Annotated in this window: 23 protein-coding genes; 10 read left to right on the forward strand and 13 right to left on the reverse strand. The window is 50.5% G+C overall.

From position 1 onward, the window contains the following. Nucleotides 1–146 precede the first annotated feature (146 nt). The gene (locus NX720_RS02065; RefSeq protein ID WP_262599072.1) at nucleotides 147–1,091 is read left to right on the forward strand and encodes a DUF1853 family protein; all 945 of its coding nucleotides are present in this window, start codon (nucleotides 147–149) and stop codon (nucleotides 1,089–1,091) included. Nucleotides 1,092–1,379: 288 nt separating this feature from the next. Continuing rightward, the gene (locus tag NX720_RS02070; protein ID WP_262568285.1) at nucleotides 1,380–1,676 is read left to right on the forward strand and encodes an RNA recognition motif domain-containing protein; all 297 of its coding nucleotides are present in this window, start codon (nucleotides 1,380–1,382) and stop codon (nucleotides 1,674–1,676) included. A 90-nt stretch (nucleotides 1,677–1,766) separates the two neighbouring features. Here the strand turns inward: NX720_RS02070 and NX720_RS02075 are convergent, their stop codons facing one another. The 7 genes from NX720_RS02075 to alc all read right to left on the reverse strand — a co-directional run bounded on the left by NX720_RS02075 (nucleotide 1,767) and on the right by alc (nucleotide 7,900). Next, a complete protein-coding gene (locus tag NX720_RS02075) occupies nucleotides 1,767–2,885 on the reverse strand; it encodes a pyridoxal-phosphate-dependent aminotransferase family protein (RefSeq protein ID WP_262599073.1) in 1,119 nt (372 codons plus the stop codon). Further along, nucleotides 2,882–4,084 carry a urate hydroxylase PuuD gene (locus tag NX720_RS02080; protein ID WP_262599075.1) on the reverse strand — a complete coding sequence of 401 codons (1,203 nt, stop codon included), beginning with the start codon at nucleotides 4,082–4,084 and terminating at the stop codon, nucleotides 2,882–2,884. Before NX720_RS02080 ends, NX720_RS02075 begins: the two co-directional genes overlap by 4 nt. A 2-nt stretch (nucleotides 4,085–4,086) precedes the next feature. Further along, nucleotides 4,087–5,391, reverse strand: a complete 1,305-nt coding sequence (gene guaD, locus NX720_RS02085) for a guanine deaminase (protein WP_262599077.1) — start codon at nucleotides 5,389–5,391, stop codon at nucleotides 4,087–4,089. Next, complete coding sequence (locus NX720_RS02090) at nucleotides 5,384–5,911, reverse strand: ureidoglycolate lyase (protein ID WP_262599079.1); 528 nt, start codon at nucleotides 5,909–5,911, stop codon at nucleotides 5,384–5,386. The genes guaD and NX720_RS02090 overlap by 8 nt, the downstream gene beginning before the upstream one ends. Before the next feature lie 62 nt (nucleotides 5,912–5,973). Continuing rightward, nucleotides 5,974–6,312: a hydroxyisourate hydrolase gene (uraH, locus tag NX720_RS02095; RefSeq protein WP_262599080.1), complete on the reverse strand. Its 339-nt coding sequence runs from the start codon at nucleotides 6,310–6,312 to the stop codon at nucleotides 5,974–5,976. Between the two features lie 38 nt (nucleotides 6,313–6,350). Beyond that, nucleotides 6,351–6,887 (reverse strand): 2-oxo-4-hydroxy-4-carboxy-5-ureidoimidazoline decarboxylase, encoded by a 537-nt coding sequence (gene uraD, locus NX720_RS02100; RefSeq protein ID WP_262599081.1) that lies wholly within the window; start codon nucleotides 6,885–6,887, stop codon nucleotides 6,351–6,353. Beyond that, nucleotides 6,884–7,900 carry an allantoicase gene (alc, locus tag NX720_RS02105; RefSeq protein WP_262599082.1) on the reverse strand — a complete coding sequence of 339 codons (1,017 nt, stop codon included), beginning with the start codon at nucleotides 7,898–7,900 and terminating at the stop codon, nucleotides 6,884–6,886. Before alc ends, uraD begins: the two co-directional genes overlap by 4 nt. 188 nt (nucleotides 7,901–8,088) lie before the next feature. Between alc and puuE the strand changes: the two genes are divergently transcribed. After that, nucleotides 8,089–9,018 carry an allantoinase PuuE gene (gene puuE / locus NX720_RS02110; RefSeq protein ID WP_262599084.1) on the forward strand — a complete coding sequence of 310 codons (930 nt, stop codon included), beginning with the start codon at nucleotides 8,089–8,091 and terminating at the stop codon, nucleotides 9,016–9,018. A 32-nt stretch (nucleotides 9,019–9,050) separates the two neighbouring features. Here puuE and xdhC read toward each other — a convergent pair whose 3' ends face one another. From xdhC to xdhA, 3 genes are read right to left on the reverse strand one after another with little or no spacing between them, the layout of a single operon-like run. Then, nucleotides 9,051–9,911, reverse strand: coding sequence for a xanthine dehydrogenase accessory protein XdhC (gene xdhC, locus NX720_RS02115; RefSeq protein WP_262599085.1), 861 nt, complete (start codon nucleotides 9,909–9,911; stop codon nucleotides 9,051–9,053). Further along, nucleotides 9,901–12,312 (reverse strand): xanthine dehydrogenase molybdopterin binding subunit, encoded by a 2,412-nt coding sequence (gene xdhB, locus NX720_RS02120; RefSeq protein WP_262599087.1) that lies wholly within the window; start codon nucleotides 12,310–12,312, stop codon nucleotides 9,901–9,903. Before xdhB ends, xdhC begins: the two co-directional genes overlap by 11 nt. Further along, entirely contained in the window at nucleotides 12,305–13,735 is a 1,431-nt protein-coding gene (xdhA, locus tag NX720_RS02125; protein ID WP_262599088.1) for a xanthine dehydrogenase small subunit, read from the reverse strand. Before xdhA ends, xdhB begins: the two co-directional genes overlap by 8 nt. 196 nt (nucleotides 13,736–13,931) lie before the next feature. On the opposite strand from xdhA, the gene NX720_RS02130 reads away from it, so the two are divergent. Further along, entirely contained in the window at nucleotides 13,932–15,275 is a 1,344-nt protein-coding gene (locus tag NX720_RS02130; RefSeq protein WP_262599091.1) for an NCS2 family permease, read from the forward strand. 6 nt (nucleotides 15,276–15,281) lie between these two features. Here NX720_RS02130 and NX720_RS02135 read toward each other — a convergent pair whose 3' ends face one another. Continuing rightward, on the reverse strand, nucleotides 15,282–15,917 hold the full coding sequence (locus NX720_RS02135; RefSeq protein WP_262599092.1) for a TetR/AcrR family transcriptional regulator: 636 nt from the start codon (nucleotides 15,915–15,917) through the stop codon (nucleotides 15,282–15,284). A 4-nt stretch (nucleotides 15,918–15,921) separates the two neighbouring features. Continuing rightward, nucleotides 15,922–16,701, reverse strand: coding sequence for an IclR family transcriptional regulator (locus NX720_RS02140; RefSeq protein ID WP_262599094.1), 780 nt, complete (start codon nucleotides 16,699–16,701; stop codon nucleotides 15,922–15,924). Between the two features lie 235 nt (nucleotides 16,702–16,936). Between NX720_RS02140 and NX720_RS02145 the strand changes: the two genes are divergently transcribed. Both NX720_RS02145 and NX720_RS26920 read left to right on the forward strand, forming a co-directional pair. Next, on the forward strand, nucleotides 16,937–17,134 hold the full coding sequence (locus NX720_RS02145; protein ID WP_262599096.1) for a hypothetical protein: 198 nt from the start codon (nucleotides 16,937–16,939) through the stop codon (nucleotides 17,132–17,134). A gap of 209 nt (nucleotides 17,135–17,343) precedes the next feature. Continuing rightward, on the forward strand, nucleotides 17,344–17,949 hold the full coding sequence (locus NX720_RS26920; protein ID WP_404831132.1) for a C2H2-type zinc finger protein: 606 nt from the start codon (nucleotides 17,344–17,346) through the stop codon (nucleotides 17,947–17,949). 4 nt (nucleotides 17,950–17,953) lie between these two features. On the opposite strand, the gene NX720_RS02150 is transcribed toward NX720_RS26920, so the two are convergent. Then, complete coding sequence (locus NX720_RS02150; protein WP_262599097.1) at nucleotides 17,954–18,325, reverse strand: hypothetical protein; 372 nt, start codon at nucleotides 18,323–18,325, stop codon at nucleotides 17,954–17,956. 242 nt (nucleotides 18,326–18,567) lie between these two features. On the opposite strand from NX720_RS02150, the gene bhcB reads away from it, so the two are divergent. From bhcB to NX720_RS02170, 4 genes are all read left to right on the forward strand, one after another. Continuing rightward, nucleotides 18,568–19,542, forward strand: a complete 975-nt coding sequence (gene bhcB / locus NX720_RS02155) for a beta-hydroxyaspartate dehydratase BhcB (protein ID WP_262599098.1) — start codon at nucleotides 18,568–18,570, stop codon at nucleotides 19,540–19,542. Nucleotides 19,543–19,592: 50 nt separating this feature from the next. Then, nucleotides 19,593–20,741, forward strand: a complete 1,149-nt coding sequence (gene bhcC, locus NX720_RS02160; protein WP_262599100.1) for a 3-hydroxy-D-aspartate aldolase BhcC — start codon at nucleotides 19,593–19,595, stop codon at nucleotides 20,739–20,741. Nucleotides 20,742–20,836: 95 nt separating this feature from the next. Further along, the gene (gene bhcD / locus NX720_RS02165; protein WP_262599101.1) at nucleotides 20,837–21,844 is read left to right on the forward strand and encodes an iminosuccinate reductase BhcD; all 1,008 of its coding nucleotides are present in this window, start codon (nucleotides 20,837–20,839) and stop codon (nucleotides 21,842–21,844) included. 218 nt (nucleotides 21,845–22,062) lie between these two features. After that, complete coding sequence (locus NX720_RS02170; RefSeq protein ID WP_262599103.1) at nucleotides 22,063–22,353, forward strand: helix-turn-helix domain-containing protein; 291 nt, start codon at nucleotides 22,063–22,065, stop codon at nucleotides 22,351–22,353. The last annotated feature ends 82 nt before the right edge of the window (nucleotides 22,354–22,435 follow it).

Here is a 22,435-nt window from a genome sequence, read left to right on the forward strand (position 1 = left end):
TGTTACTTACCGTTCAGAGCCTTGCGGCTGATAGTCGTTCCAGACGGGAATAATAACCAATTTTTACCGCTTATGCCTTAACGCCACCGCAATAACAAATGCTACTGTTTACTCATGCCCCCATTTACCTATGATGCCATTTACCCATGACGCTAGCAGCTGACTTATCAGGTACACAACTATCGAGAGATTTACGCTGGATTCAAAACAGCCCTGTGCTGTTTAACGACTCCTGTCATAGCTGTTTTGTACCCGGTGTACTGCCTCAATGCCGTTCGCCCTTATTCCAACCCGGCTATACATTAACTCCGGAAGCCGTTGCTACCATTCACAGCACTCTGGAACAAAAACGCTGGCATCTGCTGGGCATTTACTATGAAACGCTTTGGCACTATCTTCTGGATCAACATCCCGCCACTCACATTCTGGCAAGAAATCGGCAGGTACAAAAAGCCGATCATTCAACACTGGGTGAGTTCGACCTTATTTATAACCACCTGAACACCGGCATCACTACCCACCTGGAGCTGGCCGTTAAGTTCTATCTGGGCATCCCCAGCCCCTCGCAACATCAACAAACAAGTCACTGGCACCAGTGGGTCGGTCCGGGTCTGAAGGACCGGATGGATCGAAAACTCCACCGGCTGCTAAATCACCAGATCAGGCTTGGCCATACTCCGGAAGGCGCCGCTGTCATTGCATCACTGGGTATTACCCAACTTTCCCGATCCATTTGCCTTCAGGGCTACCTCTTTTATCCCGTTCACGGATGCTGCCCGCCCCCGGAAAACTGTAATCCGGATCATTTAAAAGGTTATTGGGTTGCCGAATCGATGCTGAGCCACTGGCTGGAACAGCAGTCTTCCAGACTCTGCTATTTCAAACCAGCAAAACTGAGGTGGCTGGCTTCTCTGCATGAAAGTAAAAATCAGAGGAAAAACAACAAAAGTAGCCTTTTACAAAGCCTGGCGGGGCTCAGGGAGCCTCAGTTAATCATTGCCTGCACAGAAGAACCAGACGGTTATAACGAACACTATCGTTTTTTTGTCGTTCCCGATGGGTGGCAGCAACTGGCTGAATCTTATTATTGATCCGCAGGTCAGTTCTTTTTAATTGACCCAAATCCATACAATTTAACCCAACTACTGATAGCGAAAATAAATAAGCACTCTCACCTAACCAAAACGTTAAATAAACTTGGGAAAATTACACAGAATACTGACCTGACACCTTCTATCTCATTATTTGCATGCTACAATGCCAACTCGTTTAACCTGTAACGCCTCGACTGATGCCGCAAAACACAAAGTCCCAGATGACGATTGATGCTTTGAAGGTAGACAGAGAAGCATACAAACGTCCTAGGAGATGCATTAACAATGCAACAGAAAAACAAACTGTTCATCGGTAACCTGGCTTTTTCAGCAACCGAGCAAGAGCTGGAAGAAGCCTTTGGGGCATTCGGTGAAATCCAGGAAGCTAAAATCATCCTGGATCGTGAAACCGGTCGTTCACGTGGTTTTGCTTTTGTCACCTTCGCTTCTGACGCCGACGCTAACGAAGCTCTGGCTCTGGACGGTCAAAACCTGTCTGGCCGTGACATGCGTGTAAGCGTTGCTACTGAGCGCCCACGCCGTCAGGGTGGTGGCAACCGCGAAGGTGGTCGTCGTTTCTAAGCCTGGCGTTTGATTCGATGATTCTTTGAAAAAGCCGGTACATGACTGTTCCGGCTTTTTCTTTATGTCTTTCCTGCTAAACAGATACGATCAATTCAGCGTTTCCTCCAGAGCACGCAGACATAGGGCAACATTCTCTGCTCGCGCACCGTAGCCCATCAGACCAATCCGCCAGACTTCGCCAGTAAATGCCCCCAGGCCTGAGCCAATTTCCAGATTATAATGGTCCAGCAAACGGGATCGCACGGTTTCATCATCCACACCATCCGGTATAGCCACCGTATTCAACTGCGGCAGTCGGCAGGCTTCATCAACGATGAAAGAAATCCCCAGTTTTTCCAGGCCAAGTCGCAAGGTCTCATGCTGCTCTGCATGACGCTGCCAGGCGTTGCTTAGCCCTTCCTCCCGCAGGTTAAGCAGCGATTCATGCACTGCATAAAGCGCATTGACCGGTGCGGTATGATGATAGCTACGCTTCTGCTTCCCTCCCCAGTAACTCATGACCAGACTTTGATCAAGAAACCAGCTTTGTACGGGTGTTTTCCGACCCTTGATCTTAGCAACCGCGGCATCACTGAAGCTGACAGGGGAAATACCCGGAACACTGGACAGACATTTCTGCGTGCCTGAATAAATGGCATCAATCCCCCAGTCGTCCACGAACAACGGCACGCCACCCAGGGACGTTACCGCATCCACAATGCTCAGACAGTTATGTTGTTTTGCCAGTGAGCAGAGTTTTTTAGCATCAGACAACACCCCGGTTGAGGTTTCCGCATGCACAAACGCAACGATTCTGGCATCCGGGTGTGCTTTGAGAGCCTCCTCAAGCTTATCCGGGCTGACCGGTCTGCCCCAGTCATCTTCAACCTTCACCAGTTGCCCGCCCGAACGTACAACGTTTTCGGCCATCCGATTGCCAAATACCCCGTTAATGCAGACCACCACCTTGTCACCAGGCTCTATCAGGTTAACGAAGCAGGCTTCCATACCAGCAGAACCCGGCGCGGACACCGCCATGGTGCAGCCGTTCTCGGTTTGAAACGCATATTGTAATAATGTCCTGACTTCATCCATCATACCAATGAATGCCGGGTCCAGGTGCCCAATAGTCGGGCGACTCAACGCCTGCAAAACTTTCGGATGTACGTCTGTTGGGCCAGGACCCATCAGTATCCGTTGCGGCGGATAAAAGGATGAAATGCTCACTTGCCTTCCTTCTCTAATTGCTGATACCACTGCCCAAGAAACTGTCGTTCTTCAACGGTCATGCCTGAGCGATTAGCCAGTGGCATGATCTGTGTCTGCACAGACTGAGCGTAGATCTGGTCTGCTTTTTTGACAATGGATGGATAATCCAGAAATACCAGGCCCCCCGGAGGCGACTGAAACAAGACGTCACTGGGCTCATTACTGTGGCAGGTAGCACAGCGCGCGTTAACCACCTCAACCACCTTACCCTCATCAAAAGCAGGTTGTTCCGCAACGGGCACCTGAGCCACAGCCTGAGGCTTGATGACAAAAGCCAGGGTCAGCATCATGACGGCGGCTGACGGCCAGAGCCAGGGTAACACCGCACCCTGATTCCTGCGGTTAAAGAAGTGACGCACCAGTACAGAAGCGGCTGCCAGAGTCGCCAGGATAAGCCAGTTCCACTCATTGCCATAAGTCATGGCGTAGTGGCCACTGATCATAATAAACAGCAATGGCAGGGTCAGATAGTTGTTGTGTCTTGAGCGCAGCAGGGCGTGTCGGGCAATGTCAGGATCAAAGGACTCATCGCCGTTCTCAGCCGCAGTCACCAGTTTGCGCTGGGACGGTATAATCACCCGGAATACGTTGCCCACCATCATTGTCCCCATCAGCGCACCCACATGGATATACGACGCACGACCACTGAATATCTGGCTGTAGGCCCAGGCTGCAAAGGTGATTAAAGCGAACAGAATCAGGCTGAATGCCACTTCCTGATCAAACAGCGGCGAGCGACAGAGCAGATCATAAATCAGCCAGCCAGCCAGCAGACTGACAATACTGATCGTCACTGCCTGCAAGGGAGAAAGAGAAGACTCTGGTGCCAGCAGATAGCTCTCTGCACCCCAGTAATAAATAATGGAGAGCAGCCCCATACCACTGAGCCAGGTGATATACGCTTCCCACTTAAACCAGTGCAGGGTTTTCGGCAGGGTTTTCGGAGCCAGATGATACTTGTTTATTTCGTAAAATCCCCCCCCATGAACCGCCCAGAGCTCTCCTTTAATACCTTCCTTCTTTTTATTGGGAGAGGCTGTCTCCAGCCGCCCTTCAAGCCAGTTGAAATAAAAGGAAGCACCAATCCAGGCGATCCCTGTCGTAATATGCAGCCAGCGAACCAGCAGATTCAGCCACTCTTGTATATAAAACTCCATAATCAATCTCTCCTGAAAGCTTCCTGGCCCATAATGACGGTGGACTCAATAACGCGGTCATCGCCGATCACCATCAGTACGCCCAGTAGTTCTTCTAATGTTTTTGTCTTTTCTGTCCGGAAACGTAGCATTGGCGTTGCCTCAGGATTAAGCACAATAAAATCAGCTTCGTTGCCCCTGCGAAAACTACCAATCCGATCCGATAAATGCAGAGCCCTGGCCCCGCCCAGAGTTGCCAGGTAGAAGGCTTGAAGCGGAGAGATGGTTTCCTCGCGCAACTGAGATACCTGATAAGCGCTTTTCATTGAGTTGAGCAGGCACAGGTCGGTGCCACCACCGACATCGCTACCCAGTCCGGTGGGAATGCCACAACGCCTGGCCTTCCCGAGATTAAACAGACCACTGCCCAGAAACAGATTGGACCCCGGGCAGAAAGCTATGGATGAACCGGATGCTCCCATCCGTTCCCAACTGTGATCGCACAGATGAATGGAGTGAGCAAAAACCGACCTTGGCCCCAACAGCCCATATTGGTCATAAACGTCCAGATAGTTCTTGCTGTCGGGAAACAACTCACTGACCCACTCAATCTCTTTCGGATTTTCTGACAAGTGTGTGTGCAGATAGAGGCCTTCATGTTCCTGCAGCAGTCGGCCTGCCACCTCTAACTGTTGCGGGGTTGAAGTCGGAGCAAAGCGTGGGGTCACCGCATAGGCCAGCCGGTCTTTGCCATGCCAGCGGTGGATAAGAGCTTTACAGTCGTCGTAACTACTTTCGGCGGTATCCAGAAGATAGTCGGGCGCATTACGATCCATCATCACCTTACCGGCAATCATGCGGAGATTACGCGCCTGTGCGGCCGTAAAGAAAGCATCAACCGACGTTGGGCTGACGGTACCAAACACCAGCGACGTCGTGGTGCCATGACTGAGGCTCTGGTCAAGAAAAAAACCAGCCACTTCATCCGCATAGTCACGGTCAGAAAAACGTCTTTCAGCCGGAAAGGTATACTGGTTCAGCCAGTCAAGCAGTTGCACACCGCAACCGGCGAGCACTTCCAGCTGCGGATAATGAACATGGGTATCAATAAAACCCGGAACGATTAGCCTTCCCGTCAGGTCCTGCACCTCACAGCCTGGCGGCAAGTCTTTCATGACATCCTTTGCCGCCCCGCACATGAGTACATGACCGTCAACCACCAGAAGCGCACCGTCTTCAAAGTACTCGCAGGCATCGTTTACCGATGCAGAGTCAGGATCTTCAAGGAAATGAAGAACAGAAGCCTTCCATACGACAGCGTTACTCATAATCCCTGACCTCCACGGTGTAATGAGCACCCTCAGGCATGGGAACCTCATCACAATTATGGCCCGGTCCGCCGCGATCCAGCACCAGAAAATCTGACGGAATATCCAGTGACAGTAGCGGGTGGTGCCAGACCCCGGCCCGGTAAGTTACCCCCTGGGAACCATTGGTTAGAAAACAGCGGAGGGTGCTCAGATCAGGTTCATCACTGTCAGAACTCTCAGCCACGACCACCAGAAAACGCTGTTTTTCCAGGGGCATAAACGTTTGACTACCCAACGGGTGACGTTCAAAAAGATCAAGCTTGCAGGGTTGGCGGATAGCAGAGGTTTTAAAAATATGAACTGAGGAGTGACCGTCCCTGTCAGTGCTGACCGATGTCAGGTCACAGTACTTGTAACAGCGCCCCTGGTTAATCACCAGAGGTATCCCCCTGGCTTCAACAACATCCCCGAAAGGCGCAAAAGCGGCTTGCGTCAAAGGCTCGGCCGCCAGAGCCTGAGCCGTTAAAACTGTATCCATATAGGCCTTATTCTCTTTTTTATTATCAGGCAATGTTAATAAGCACAACAGCAAATACCGGTTCAGCTACCCCGATAGGTCGAGTAACCATAAGTCGATAACAACAGAGGAATGTGGTGATGCCGATCATCACTGACTTTAAAAACAACCGTCACTTCCGGGTAAAAACAGTTCACCTCCTGTTTCTGAAAATAGCTTTCAATCGCAAATTGCAAACGGTAAACGCCCGCTTCCAGGTTCTCCTGTTCAGAGGCCAGACTGGTGATTCGTCCATCGTCGTTCGTTATTCCTTCACCAACCGGACTCCATCCATCCGCGTTTTGTCGTTCAAGGGAAACAGGAACACCTGTAGCCGGGTAGCCTGTTCCTGTATCTAAAATATGGGTGCTGATACCTGTCATATATCCAACGTTCTATTGTTATTGTGATTAACAAGCTATTAAGGGGTTAAAACAGCTTCGCCAATCAGTTTATTCAGTCGAATCCGGGTTATTTTCTGCTGCTCCGCAGCAGCGATAATAAGCTCATTATCAGGCGAATTATTCAGCCGTTCCTTTAGTAAGGCCAGCATTTCAGCGGCTGACTTCCCAGTGGCGCAGACAATAAACAGGTAACCAAAACGCTCTTCATAACGTTGATTACCTTCAGCCAGTGCCGTCAGAACCTTCTCATCAGCACCTACAGTGCCAGACTGTTCATGGCCGGCTATCTTCGAGGTGTTCGCATACTTTGCTTTCAGACTATTTATGTCGCCTATTTTCGGATGCCCCTCAAACGCCTGAAGTATGTCGTTTCTGTCACAGGGCTGCCAACAGTCATCCGCTTTAGCCAACAGCTCCTCATGACTGGCAAAAGGACGCGACGACACCATACCCTGAGCCCAGCGCAGACTGGTACAGCAATGGGTAAAAAAATCCCGTGCTTCCGAGTCAGCCAGTGCATTAAGCTGCTCAAGAGTCATAGGGGGCCTGGTCATAGCTGGCCTGCCTCATAACCAATCACACGGAACCTTGATACACCACCGTCAGGAAAAATATTAAGCCGGACATGAGTGTACAGCTGTCCGGTGTTTTCCAGCTCCTTTAAAAAGGTATGGTTGCGATGGGCGTGAAGTTTTTGTTCCGGAAGGATAGTAACCCATTGCGTATTGTCATCCGGTTGCTCATCGGCTGACCGACAGGCCTCAATCGTGCAATGATCCGGGTAGTTACCCTTAAAGTGCAGGGTATCCACTTCAACCCGCTTGATCTGTGTTAGCACTGACAACCTGACAACCATCCAGTCATGCCCACCCTGACGGCGACGTCTGGTTTCCCAGCCATCGTGCATATCAACGCCCCGCCCTGGCAGCAGCAAGTTCTGCATGGAGCTGAAAAAAGAATCACTGCAGTCGACAGAACGACCACCATTCATAATGGCTGCGGTATCGACAGGCTCTCCCGGCAGGCGGTTCTGGCTCTCCAGCTCAATGGAGCCATAGACCCTCAACCGGGCAATACCACCGTCAGGAATCATGGTGAGTCGAATATGGCTGGCCCGAGCCGGTCGGGCGAGAGTAATCAGGTTTCTGGTGTCGGGATTGACCTCCGTTCTTTCTGCCAGAAGCTGCCACAGGGTCTTCTCATCAGGGTCGGTATCACTGGCAATATATTCCAGCTGTACGGCCCCCGGCGCATTGCCTTTAAAGTGTCGTGTATCAACCTCTATGGTTTCGACACTCCCTGTTACTGCCAGGCGAATGATAACCCAGTCATTCTTGCCATCACGACGGCGGCGGGACTCCCAACCATCCATCCACTTGCCATAAGCGGTAAATTTCTCTGGAAGAAAAACCGGGTCGCTGGCCAGTAACAGGTTGTCTTTCTCAGCGAAAAAATCATCGCTGCAAGAGAGCACGTCACCCCCCAGGGCGCGGGCTGCAAGATTAATTCGGGTTTGAGCAAGGTGTTCTGCCTGACTCTCAGGCGTTTGTTCAAGATCCACTTTCATTAAGAATCCATTGTTATTTTTATTATTAAAATATTGCTAAGATGGAATCGATATTCTGACCACTTGGTCAATAATTGACTGTCAATTTATGCCACAAACAGCGGGGGATATGCAACATCCATCCAAGAGGATTTTTTCATCCCCGGTGACAAAAAACACTAACAACAATAAAAAAACAGGAACTCGTTATGGAATTTAGTCACGCCAGCTATCCCAGAAATTTAGTCGGCTACGGAGCCACCCCGCCGCACCCGGAATGGCCAGACAACAGTAAAATTGCCGTACAATTTGTGCTCAATTACGAAGAAGGTGGAGAGAATAATATTCTTCACGGCGACTCAGCTTCTGAGGCTTTTCTGTCAGAAATCATCGGTGCGCCCGCCCATCAGGGCATGCGCCATATCAGTATGGAGTCCATTTATGAGTATGGCTCCAGGGCGGGCTTCTGGCGGTTGCACCGGCTGTTTACGCAACGGAATATTCCGATCACTGTGTATGCGGTGGCAATGGCGATTGCCCGCCATCCAGAGGCCGTTAAAGCCATGCAGGAAGCTGGCTGGGAAATGGCGTGCCATGGCTTTCGATGGATCGATTATCAATTCCACGATATAGAACAGGAACGTGAGCACATGCACGAAGCTATTCGTCTGCATACCCGGATAACCGGTCAGCGTCCTACCGGCTGGTATACGGGTCGGTGCAGCCCGAATACCGAACAACTGGTGGTGGAGGAAGGTGGCTTTTTATACCACGCGGACAGCTACGCTGATGACCTGCCTTACTGGGATGACCGCTTCGGCAGACCGCAACTGGTGATACCTTATACACTGGATTGTAACGACATGCGCTTTGCCACCGCCCAGGGCTTTAATAGCGGTGAGCAATTCTTCCAGTATCTGAAAGATGCTTTCGATACCTTGTACGAAGAAGGTGAAACGACACCCAAAATGATGTCAATAGGGCTTCATTGTCGTCTGGCAGGACGTCCGGGACGGACAGCGGCCCTGGCACGTTTTCTGGACTATGTGCAATCGAAGGAACGGGTGTGGCTCTGTACCAGAGAACAGATTGCCCGTCACTGGTACGAGAAACACCCTTACAAAATACCTCAGGTTTGAGCCCGCGAGACTTTAAAACTGAGCCTGGTCACTCAGGCTCTCTCAACCTCGGCTTCTGTCTTGTCCGTCGTCAGCAGGCTTTTCAGGTTCTGCCATGGAATACCTTCCCGCTTGCGTTTCTGCGTACTTCTGGAACCATTACGGACCGACAATATTTCCCCTGCTATGGCAATGGCTATTTCCGCAGGCTTGCGACCACCAACAGCATCAATGCCTACCGGACAACGCATGTGCTGAACCTGCTCATCGGTGAAAAGCCCCCGATGTTCCAGACGTTGCTGAAAACGCCGGGCCTTTGTCTCCGAGCCAATCACACCTAACCAGTGACTTTTATTATGTCTCAGGGTCGCCTCAACAATGGCGTAGTCCAGCTGATGGTTATGGGTAACCACCAGGCTGTACACGTCATCAGGCAAGTCTTCAACTTCCTGTTCCGGCTGTTCACTGACGCACAGGGTGACATTGTCGGGTACCGTTTCCGGAAACAGCTCCGGCCGGTTATCAATCCAGGTAATCTGACAATCCAGTGGTGCCAGCACATCGATCAGGCATTTGCCGATATGACCCGCGCCAAAGAGCGCAATATGAAAATCACAACCAGATAAAGGTTCCAGCAGTACGCTGACACTACCACCACAACACTGACCCAGTTTTGACCCCAGGGGAAAGTGTTCCAGCACAGGTTCCCGGCTGCCACTGGCTAACAGCTCATGGGCTTTCTGGATGATCAGGTATTCCAGGTGTCCGCCACCAATAGTGTCGAAGCTCTGTTCCGCCGTCACCAGCATCTTGCTCCCTGTTTTTCTCGGAGCCGAGCCTGCCGTACCGAGTATAGTCACCAGTACGCTGGGCTCCCCCTTGCGTTGCTGTTCAGAAACCGCGTCAATCCACATTCGCCATGACCTCCTGCCCTTCATGCTCAGGCTTTGTGACCCCATGATATTTCAGCTCGTTAATGGCTTTCAAAACACGCTCGGTAGTAGCGGGCACATTAATATTGGGGTTGACCTGATAGCCCGACAGGCTGGAGACAGCGTCCCGAATAGCCGCCCAGACCGACATTCCCAGCATAAAAGGCGGCTCACCCACCGCTTTTGAGTGGTAAATGGTGTGTTCCGGGTTAGCCTGTTCAAACAACTCAACATTAAATACCGGCGGCATATCTTCAATGCTTGGGATTTTATAGGTCGCCGGATTGTTACTGAGCAAACGACCATTGTCGTCCCACACCAGTTCTTCCGTGGTCATCCAGCCCATCCCCTGAATAAAGCCCCCCTCAATCTGTCCCCGGTCGATGGCTGGATTCAGTGAACGACCGACATCATGAAGAATATCTACCCGCTCGACTTTGTATTCTCCCGTCAGGGTATCGACCGTCACTTCGGACACCGAGGCACCACAGGCGAAGTAGTAAAATGGACGGCCACTGGCCGTTTCACGGTCATAGTGAATTTCAGGCGTGCTGTAAAAGCCATTACTGGACATCGAGATGCGATTCAAATAGGCGATTTGAACAAACTCTGAAAACGGCATTGGCTTACCGTCAATGACGACGGAGTTGTTATCAAAAACCACCTTATCTTCTGGCACCTGGTAATGTTCAGCCGCAAAGCGTGTCAACCGGTTCCGGATTTTCCGGCAGGCATCCTGCGCAGCCTTACCATTAAGGTCAGCGCCACTGGATGCGGCAGTCGGGGAAGTGTTGGGGACTTTATCGGTACGGGTAGAGGTCACCTGTACCTGGTCCAGCGATACTCCGAATTCGTTAGCGACAATCTGCGCCACCTTGGTGTAAAGCCCCTGCCCCATTTCTGTACCGCCATGGTTGATCTGAATGCTACCATCGGTGTAAACATGGGCCAGCGCGCCAGCCTGATTAAGATGCCTGGCAGTAAATGAAATACCAAATTTTACCGGAGTCAGTGCCAGCCCCTTTTTCAATACCGGGCTACTGTCGTTAAAGGCGGTAATGGCTTTCCGTCGTTCCCGGTAGTCAGAACTCTTTTCAAGTCTGCCAATCAGTTCATGCAGAACATTGTGTTCAACCTTCTGATGGTAGTGGGTGGTATTTCTGTCACCAATGCCATAAAGATTTTTCAGTCGCACATCCAGTGGGTCTTGCCCTGTGGCCCGTGCCACATCGTCCATAATGCGCTCAATAACCAGCATACCCTGTGGGCCACCAAAACCACGGAAAGCGGTATTAGAGGCGGTGTTAGTACGACACCGATAGCCTTTCACTCTGGCATTGTTGAGATAATAAGCGTTATCACTGTGGAACATCGCCCGGTCAACAATCGCATCGGTCAGGTCCGGTGAATGACCCGCGTCACCCGCCACTTCGATATCAACCCCGGCCAGCAGTCCGTCCTGCTCAAAACCTACCTGATAACGATGGCGGAACGGGTGACGTTTGCCAGTGGAGATCATGTCCTGCTGACGTTCTACACGAAACTTAACCGGCTTACCGGTTTTTACTGCCAGTACAGCGGCAATACAGGCGGGCGCTGCCGCCTGGGTTTCCTTACCGCCAAAACCACCGCCCATACGGCGGACGTCTGCTACCACCTTACTCAGCGGCACATTGATCACTTCCGCAACCAATTTCTGAACCTCAGAGGGGTGCTGGCTGGAGGTATAAACATGGAGCTGGCCGTCCTCCAGAGGAATAACACTAGCAATCTGGCCTTCGAGATAGAAGTGTTCCTGACCGCCATTAGTCATCTCCCCACTGACCTGTCCCGGTGCCCGGGCAATCGCCGTATCAGCGTCCCCTTTCTTCATAGTGTGGTCAGGGCGAACAAAAGAGCTCTGCTCCATGGCCCTATCAACACCCAGAATTTTGTCCAGCGGGCGATACTCGATACGGGCCTTGGTGGCTGCTTCTCTGGCTAGTCTGTGAGAGATAGCAGCCACGGCAAAAACAGGCTGTCCAACGTAGTCTACTTTCCCATCCGCCAGTAGCATATCTCCGGGGAAAACGGGGCCAATATCTTTATGGCCGGGAATATCATCAATGGTGATCACAGCCACGACACCGGGGCTGTCTCTGACCTCATCAAGGTCGATACTGACAATTTCAGCCGATGCCTGGGTGGACAGGCCGAAACCGGCATGAAGCTGGTCTGCCATTTCCGGACGGTCATCAATATAGGTCGCCTTGCCGGTAACATGCAGGTGAGCGCTGTCGTGTCTGGCAGAGCGATGCCCCTTTAGTTGATTGATGCCGCTGTTTGCACCGGCATCCGGATTACCGGCCAGAGGTATACTGGCAACGTCGGGTAATTTACGCATGGTAGATAATCCTCATGTTCTGGCCAGCGGACTCTCTGAAGTAACGCTCAAGCAAATTACAGGCCGCCTGTATCCGGTATTCGCTGCTGGCCCTGACATCTGTCATTGGTTGGAACTCCTCTTCCAATGCTGCCTGCGCCCTGGCCAGGGTCGCTTCATCCAGAGTCTGTCCCTGCAATATCTGTTCACAACGTAACGCCCTTCTGGGTATTGCTGCCATACCACCAAAAGCAATCCTTGCCGAAACCACAATACCATCGTCGTCAGTCACCAGATTGATGGCTGCCAGTACGGTTGAAATATCGTCGCCATAGCGTTTACTGAGTTTGTAGACTTTCAGGTCGTGGGGTTTCAGCGGAATACGTATCCGGCTGATATACTCGCCCTCCTGCAAGTCGGTTTTTTTATAGTCCAGAAAGAATTTATTCAGCGGCAGGTTACGAATCCTTTTGCCCTTTCGACAGTCAATGGACGCATCCAGAGCCAGTAACACCGGTGGTGTATCACCAATCGGCGAAGCGTTACCGATATTCCCGCCAAGCGTTCCCTGGTTACGCACCTGCTGGGAACCCAGACGTTTCAGCATTTGAGCAAATTCCGGGAAATGTCCCTGAAGAACGGGTTCGATATTCCGGTAGGTAGCGCCCGCGCCAAGCACCAGTTCATTGTCGTGCTGTTCAATAGTTTGCAGGTCATTTACCTGACCCACCACAACCAGTTTTTTAAGGCGTTTCAGCTGTTGAGTGATCTCCAGCCCCAGGTCGGTCCCCCCAGCTAACAATCGTGCATCGGGATTAGCTTCCAGATATTCAGCCAGTTCATCTTCACTGTCAGGAATAAAGCTGCCATTAGCTAAGAAACCCTCATCAACTTTCATGGCGTTCAGCTGATTGGCAATCGTCGTTCGGTTTTGATGATAAACATCGCTGGGTTTCTTCTCAGCCAGTTCACGGGCAGCATCAACCAGTGGCCGATAGCCTGTACAGCGGCACAGGTTGCCTCCCAGCGCTTCAAGGACATCGGGTTTGCTTTCGGGGTTTTCATGGTGCAGAGCAAACAGTGACATGACGATGCCGGGGGTGCAAAAGCCGCACTGTGAAGCATGGTGATCGACCAGTGCCTGCTGCACCGGGTGTAACTGCTCGCCCTCGGCGAGGTCTTCAACAGTCAACAATTGCTTGCCGTGCAGTGATGGCATCAGCGCAATACAGGCGTTCATGGTTCGATAACGAACCTGATCGCCTTCGGGCTCTCCGACAGCGACGGTGCAGGCTCCGCAATCACCTGAACAACAACCTTCTTTGGTGCCAGTCTTTCGCTGCTGACTGCCGCTGGCATTACCCCTGAGATAGTCCAGAACCGTAGTATCAGAAGCTGTTTCGTTGACTTCGACAGGCTTGTCGTTAAGAAGAAAATTGATCACGATGGCATGATTCCTTATTGTTATTATTCTGCTGTTCTTCTTTTTTTAGAATTTGACTACTTGGTCAAGAAATAGCAAGCTTTGATTATCCCGAATTTTTCAGCGAACGCAATCCATCAAATCAGGTTGATGCTAAAGACGACGTTCGCTGATTTCTCATGGATGAACAATAACAACAATAAAACCAGAGGTTTGTATGAACATAACCGGACTGAGATCATCTGCTGACGATCAGGAAAATTCGCTTTTGGACAGGGTGTTCAAACTGAAACAGCACAACACTACTGTCAAAACAGAATTGGTGGCCGGGTTCACCACATTCATCACCATGTGCTATGTCGTCTTTGTCATCCCTTCCATGCTGTCCGACGCCGGCATGGATAAAGGTGCACTGTTCACGGCAACCTGTCTGGTTGCTGGTTTAAGCAGCATTGCCATTGGTTTGTACGCCAACTGGCCTGTAGGGCTGGCACCCGGTATGGGATTGAACGCATTCTTTGCCTATGCCGTCGTACTGGGTATGGGGTACTCCTGGGAACAGGCCATGGGGGCTGTGTTCTGGGGCGGGATCGGCTTTATGCTGTTGAGCCTGCTCAAAGTTCGTGAGTGGATTATTAACAGCATTCCCAAGGGGTTACGAGCGGGCATCACTGCCGGCATTGGCCTCTTTCTCGCCCTGATCGGCCTGAAAAATGCCGGTATTGTGGTAACAAGTCCCGGCACCATCATTACCCTCGGTGATATTACACAGTTCAGCCCGCTGATGGCGTGTGTCAGTCTGGTACTGATACTGGGTCTGGCATTTCGCGGTATTAAAGCATCGGTATTGATTGCTATTGCCGCGGTTTCACTGATTGCCCTGGTGGCCGGAGAGGTATCCTTTACTGGCGTGTCGTCTATGCCCCCAAGCATTATGCCGGTGGTTGGGCAGCTTGACATTATGGGAGCCTTAAAGCCGGATATGATCGGTGTGCTGGTTGCTTTCTTGTTTGTAAATCTGTTTGATACCACCGGTACACTGATTGCAGTAGGCGACAAGGCCGGACTGGCAGACGACAAGGGCAATATGCATAACCTGAACCGGGCAATGGTTACAGATGGTACCGCATCCTGGGTGGGTGCCTTGCTGGGTACACCAACAGTGACGTCTTATGTAGAGAGCGCCTCTGGCGTTGCAGCAGGCGGACGTACCGGGCTGACTGCGGTCACGATTGGCATTCTGTTTCTTCTGTGCATGTTCCTGTCTCCACTGGCAGGGATGGTTCCAGCCTATGCCACCGCTGGCGCACTGATTTATGTGGCAATATTGATGGCGGGCAGTCTGGCCCAGATTGACTGGAGTGACCTGACCGAAGCCGGGCCAGTGCTGATTACGGCCATCATGATGCCCCTCAGCTTTTCCATTGCTAACGGTATAGCCCTGGGCTTTATCGCTTATCCGGTCATTAAGGTACTGGCAGGTCGGGCAAAAGATGTCAGTATCAGCGTTTGGGTACTGGCTGCTATGTTTGCCCTGAAGTTTGCTGTTTTTGGAGTGTAATACCGGTCAACGGAGTCCGCACCCTCTCAATATGACCTTGCATAGCGTATCGGCGGCAAGGTCATAGTCTTTTTTCCTCAAACGTTTTCTTTTCATAATCGAACACACTTGCGACTCATAGTCTGCGTAGTGCTGGGTGGCACCCCAGATAAGGAACAGCAGGTGAGTGGGATCAATATCGCTGGCAATTTTTTTGTTGTGAATCCAGTACTGAAAGACAGCTGTCTTCTCTTCAACCCAGTCCATGGTCGCCTGCTTCATCGTTCCGGACAGCATGAACCCGCCGTGAATGATTTCACTGGAAAACAACCGGCTGGCTATCGGGTATTTACGCGACACTTCTACTTTTGACCGGATATAGCGCTCAAGGGATTCTGCCGGATCATCGTCGGGGTGAATATCGTCCAGCTCAAGGTTCCATAGATCAATGATATCGGACAGAACAGCATTATAAATAGCTTCCTTACTGGCGAAATAATAGAGAACATTGGGCTTCGGAAGCTTAGCCTGGTCTGCTATATCCTGTACTGTAGTACCACGAAAGCCATTCAATGCAAACTGTATTTCAGCCGCTTCCAGAATAATGCGAACTTTTTTCTGTCCTTTACCGGTTGCCTTTGTCGTACGCTCTGAACGAGCCATAGGATTACCTGCCTGAATGTGCTTTTTCCACATAGCCTGACATGGCTGACAGCTGTTTCCCCGTAGCAACCAGATCGTCAACCCACTCATCTTTTCTGCGCATGATCGGAGCTGATACCGACAGACCGGCAATCACTTCACCGTACTGACCATAGATCAGAACACCAATACATCCCACGCCGGTTTCAGCTTCTTCATTGTCATAGGCGAAACCCTGCTCAATACAGCTCAGGCATTCTTGCTCCAGAGTTTCCAGTGTTGAAAAAGTTTTGCGGGTATAGCTGGGCAGGTTGGTCCGTTGCGCATAGCCGGCAATGCCTTTTTGTCCTTCCCGGCCTAACATCAGCTTCCCTACGCCGGTAACGTGCAAAGGCGCACGACTACCGATAATCTGCTGAACATTCATCATCCGGTTCGGAATCACTTTTTCAATATAAATCACCACATCGCCTTCCCGGCTGGTGAGATTGATGGTCTCCCCGAAGCGGTCTCGCAGTTTTTCCATATAGGGAACCGCTATGGTGCGAATTTCATCAAGACTGGAACGGTCATGGCAGGAGACTATAAACCGGCCACTTAGCCGGTATTTGCCTGCCCCGTCCTGCTCGACAAAGCGATTATCAATCAATGAACGCAATATACGACAAGCGGTAGAAGGTGCCAGATTGGTATCCGCACTAAGAGCTTTCAATGTGACCGGCATAGAGTAGCGTGATATTGCCTCAAGCAATGCCGCAGCCCGGTCTATCACCTGAATCCGGGCGCCTGGTTTTGGGTTTTTCATTATTTTTATCGGTGTCCGTCACTGCTTTAGCCATGAAGGCTTTGATCGGGAAATGCTGCTTGCCCCTACCGTCATGGGGAGAACGGAGTTTCACAGCAGAATATACCTTAGGGGAGTGGTAATCAACAATTTAGCGGTTCCGGTACAATTGTCACACCCCATTTCTTTAACTCAGGGTGGCGAATGATGTGAGGCTGTATTTCGGCTAATTCTTGTTTACTCAGTTCACCCCTTTTTGATCCGTGTTTCTGTCGCACAAGAGCCAGAACCTCAGAAAACACCGGAAACAGGCATCACCCTTGTCAGCCCCGGCGGGCTTCGTGTTGAGCTGGCCGCCGGATTTGACGCAACGGTTTTAAAGCAGGTTCTCAATCTTCTGGAGCTGGCGTGGTATGAAGAACAGTTCGGGACTTCCAGTGAACGCTTGCAATAACACGACGATTAGTCGCTGCCGCAATGTGCGAGACAGCACAGAAAACACTATAATTTACCGTGTATTTCCCGTTTTCAATGATTTCCAGAAACAGGCTTATGATTTGAACCCGGAACATTAATGGCAGCAAAAGAGGTTCTGGTATGCCAGGTTTTATATGTTCAGAATGTGGCAAGAAGTGTCGGAACCACACGACACTCATCAGCCATATGCGAGTCCATTCAGGCGAACAGCCATATAGATGCAATGTCTGTGAAAAAGTTTTTTCCCAGTCCGGTGGTTTAACCAGACACATGCTAACCCATACAGGCCAAAAGCCATATAGCTGTAATTCCTGTGGAAGAAGTTTTGCCGATCCGTCTAATTTAAACAGGCACGTGCGATCCCATGCAGACGTGAGGCCACATGTTTGTGAAACCTGTGGAATGGCATTTAAACGGAAGGAGCATCTCAGTGACCACGAGCGAACCCATACAGGACAAATGTTCCTTTGCCCAGTCTGTGGATATGGTTCTATACTAAAACGTAGACTCAAAAAGCACATACGACAGGAACACACAGCCCCGAATACGCCTGATATAACCGTATCCACTCAAGAGTCCACCGGAACCATCACAACAACACACTCTTTTAACTCTGGCCCAGGCTCCTCCGCAACAACCAGCGTAAGCTGTATCAGCTCACCTGATAAAGAAAGGCCACCGGTTCAAGTGTTTACTCATTTAACTAAGTCAACAGAGACAATCATGGTCAGACAACATGATGGAAAAGTTATTGTAACTACTCAGCCCCGGGCAGAGACTGCCCCCCCGTAATTCTTCATCGCAATAAGGGAAGTGGCACAGAAAAACACCCCATATTCCCCCCTGCGAAGGTTGAATTAGACCCGGCTTCAGCCTCAGCAGTAGTACTCTGAATGTCGGCATATATTATGTAGGGTCGATTATGACTATCCAGTAAAGCCACCACCATCGCATGTGGAGTACGTCTGTTACCGGTAAAATAAAAATACCAGACTCTGTACAGGTCGTAAGGAGAAGAAAAGTACCACTGGCCGTTCAGGTAAAAAATTTTTGCAGGGACGTGATCCAGTACTTCAGGCCTGGTATCAAAAAAAACCAAATTGTATTGGTAAGACTTTGCCAGGGGACAAATAGACAGGAGACACAGCAATACCAGTTTCTTTGCCATCTTTAGTTGCCCTCTTGTTATTAACCTTTTCAGGGTAGACAGGTTTCTGATCACCCCTTTGTTAATTGCCTCTTTATTAAACCCCTGTCGTTTTCACATTATGAAAGCCATTCTGTTTGCCCTGCTTCCCGGTTATTCATACAGTGACCTTGTTATCAAAAAGCTTCAGCAGAACCTGAATCCGCTCATGTCCTGTTACTGCAATAGCAAAAATAACCAAAGGAAACTCTCCAGAGGAAACTATGGGAGCGATAACCCCACCATCAAATATTCCGGGTTATGACAGTGTGCTCATCGCCCGGGAAAGAATTAAACCTTACATACATGAAACACCGGTATTAACTTCCCGTTTTTTGAACGAACTGACCGGTGCCGAACTGTTTTTTAAATGTGAAAACCTGCAAAAAGCAGCGGCCTTTAAAGTTCGTGGTGCCTGCAATGCTGTGTTTGGCTTATCGGAGGAAAAAGCACAAATAGGGGTGGCCACTCACTCGTCAGGCAACCACGCTTTGTCACTGTCCTACGCTGCCGGCCAGCGGGGTGTTCCTGTCACCGTAGTCATGCCCCGAACGGCTCCCCAGGCAAAGAAAAATGCCGTGCTTGGTTACGGCGGCAGCATTATTGAATGCGAACCGTCTACCAGTTCCAGGGAAGCGGTTTTTGCTGAAGTAGTCGCAGAGACCGGCGCCGACTTTGTTCACCCTTATAACGACCCACGGGTTATTGCCGGACAAGCGACGTGTAGCATGGAGCTGAACCGACAGGTAGAACAGCTGGACGCTGTCGTTGCACCCATTGGCGGGGGCGGCATGATCTCAGGCACCTGTCTGACACTGTCCAATATTGCCCCGGATATAAAAATTTATGCGGCTGAACCTCTTAATGCCAATGATGCGGCACGCTCGTTTAAGGCGGGTCATATCATTGCGGATGATGCACCGAATACAGTTGCTGACGGCCTTAAAGTTCCCCTGAAAGATCTGACCTGGCACTTTGTCAAAAACCACGTAACCGATATTTTAACGGCCACAGAAGAAGAAATAGTCGCCGCTATGAAGCTTATCTGGATGCGTATGAAAATCGTTGTAGAACCCAGCAGCGCCGTTCCTCTTGCCGTTATTCTCAAAAACCCGGAGGTCTTTAAGGGAATGCGAATCGGCGTCATCCTGACCGGTGGTAATGTCGATCTGGACAAGCTTCCCTGGATGAATCGATAAAACTGAATAGCAAAAACAACACTTTTAAAGACCCGTTTTTGGAGGGAACTATGACAACAACAAACGATCTGGAAGTAGGCTACGATGTTCCGGCACTCCCCGGCATGGCTGAAGCCGATATCCAGACCCCCTGCCTGGTGCTGGATCTGGATGCACTGGAACGCAATATCACCACCATGGGGCAGTTCGCTAAAAAGATGGGAGTCCGCCATCGGGTGCATGGGAAAATGCATAAATCGGTTGATATCGCGCTATTGCAGAAACAACTGGGGGACAGCTGCGGTGTCTGTTGCCAGAAAGTCTCAGAAGCCGAAGTATTCGCCCGTGGTGGTATAAAAGACATTCTGGTCTCCAACCAGGTGCGGGACCCGGCCAGGATTGATCGTTTAGCACGCTTACCAAAATTGGGTGCCCGCACAATCGTTTGTGTGGATGATATTGACAATATCTCCCAGCTGGCCGCCGCCGTTAATAAATACGACACTCAACTGGAGTGCCTGGTTGAAATTGATTGTGGCGCAGGTCGGTGCGGTGTCAGCGAAGGGCAACCCGTTGTAGACATTGCCAAAGCCATTGACGCTACCCCCGGTTTAACCTTCTCAGGCATTCAGGCTTACCAGGGCGCCATGCAACACCTTGAAAGTTATAACGAGCGCAAAGAAAAAATCGACATTGCCGTTGGTATGGTCGCCCGAACCATTGAACGACTAAAAGCTGAAGGGCTGGAATGCGATATTGTTGGCGGTGGCGGTACTGGCTCTTACTATTTTGAAGGGAATTCAGGCGTATTCAACGAGTTGCAGTGTGGCTCTTACGCCTTTATGGACGCTGACTATCAGCGCATCCATGATGAGAAAGGCGAAAAGATTTCCGAGTTTGAAAACTCACTGTTCATACTGACCTCAGTCATGAGCCATACCAAGGCAGATAAAGCGATTTGCGATGCCGGACTGAAAGCGCAGTCCGTAGACAGTGGCCTGCCCTATGTCTTTGGTCGTGATGATGTGGAGTATATCAAGTGCTCTGATGAGCACGGCATTATTTCAGACCCGGAAGGCGTATTAAAAGTGAATGACAAACTGAAGCTTGTGCCAGGCCACTGTGATCCCACCTGCAATGTCCACGACTATTATGTGGGGGTTCGAAACGGCGTCGTAGAAACCCTTTGGCCAGTCTCGGCCCGGGGCAAAGGTTACTGATTTTTTAACCCTCCCTCTCCCCGACACTGTCGGGGAGGCTTTCCCTGACTCACAGGGCTTCCAAAAAAATAGATTAGAGTTTCAGGAGAAACCTCATGCCTGTTTCCCACCAGGGCAACGCTGTCACTAACGCTGTCACTATTGTATCTGAATCTGTCTGCGAGCAAGTAATGGGGCGTCAGGATGCCTTTACCGCTATCGAAAACGTGTTCGCTGCCATGGCTAAAAAAGACGCCTGTAATTTCCCGGTAGTACGCGAAGCCATTGGTCATGCTGATGCGATCTATGGCTTTAAATCTGGTTTTGACCGGGAAGGCAAGGTATTAGGCCTGAAGTCAGGCGGCTACTGGCCAGGCAATACCCGACTGAATTTAACCAACCATCAGTCAACGATCGTGTTATTTGACCCGGACACCGGCAGGCTGAAGTCCCTTGTCGGTGGTAACTATCTGACGGCCCTGCGAACCGCTGCGTCATCGGCAGTATCCATTGCCCATTTAGCCCGTAAAGACTCCAAAGTGCTGGGCATGGTGGGAGCCGGTCATCAGTCCACTTTTCAACTAAGAGCTGCACTGGAACAACGCAACTTCGAAAAAGTCGTTGCCTGGAACCTTCACCCGGAGTCACTTCCTGTGCTGGCAGCTGTGTGTGAGGCGTTGTCCGTACCTTTCGAAGCAGTGAACCGCAAAGCGTTATGTGCCCAGTCTGACGTGATTATCACCATTACTTCTGCCTTTGAAGCACTGCTTGACAGCGACTGGGTGAAACCCGGTACACACATTGCCTGTATGGGAACGGACACCCCAGGTAAACAGGAGGTCGATCCCAGGTTATTTGCCAGGGCAAAAGTGTTTACCGATGAAGTCGTTCAATCGATTACCCTGGGTGAAGCACAGCACGCAATGGCCGGCGGAATAATCAAGGAGACTGATATCGTACCGATTGGCGATGTGATCAATAACGCCAGACCCGGACGCACAAACGACGAAGATATTACCTTATTCGACGGTACAGGCGTTGGCTTACAAGATTTGGCTGTCGCTTCGGTAGCCGCTGAGCTGGCGGTTTCTGAAAATCTGGCGCTTGTTTTGGATTTAGATTAAAAAAGTCCTTTAGTCGTTCCGAGTATCTGGCAGATGAAAGCACTCGAACCACTAGTGCACCCTGCGGTAAAATAATGAACTAAAGTACTGATTTTAAAACGGAAGCCAAAGTACAGGAGTCAAAGCGCATTGTGATCTTGCATGTTTGCCAGAAAAAACTCAGAAAACACCTAAAAAAGAATTAGAGCTCGGATACCAGCGATTAAAGGAGGTTCAAAATGGCAAACTTAAGCTATAAAGCGTTTCGCAAAAAAGCACTTGAGCGTGAAGATGTTCAGGCAATTATGGCCGAAAAAGCAGAGTTTTTTACTCTCCGCCGTGAGCTGATTCGTATGCGTCAGGAAGCAGGAATGACTCAGGAAGACATTGCTCAGGCCATTGGCACACAAAAAACCAGTATCTGTCGCCTTGAAAGCGCTAACAGCAAAACGTTACCCAGTCTGGGCATGTTAAAAAAATACGCCGAGGCCACCGGCCACAAGCTGAACATCACCTTTTCGCCTGCCTGAAACGGTTACCGGTAACCAGCATTACCGGTAGTAATAATCCAGCTTCCTTTCATCTCCAACAGAAAGTGTCTCGCTACAACTA

Source organism: Endozoicomonas euniceicola (assembly GCF_025562755.1).
Lineage (GTDB): Bacteria > Pseudomonadota > Gammaproteobacteria > Pseudomonadales > Endozoicomonadaceae > Endozoicomonas_A > Endozoicomonas_A euniceicola.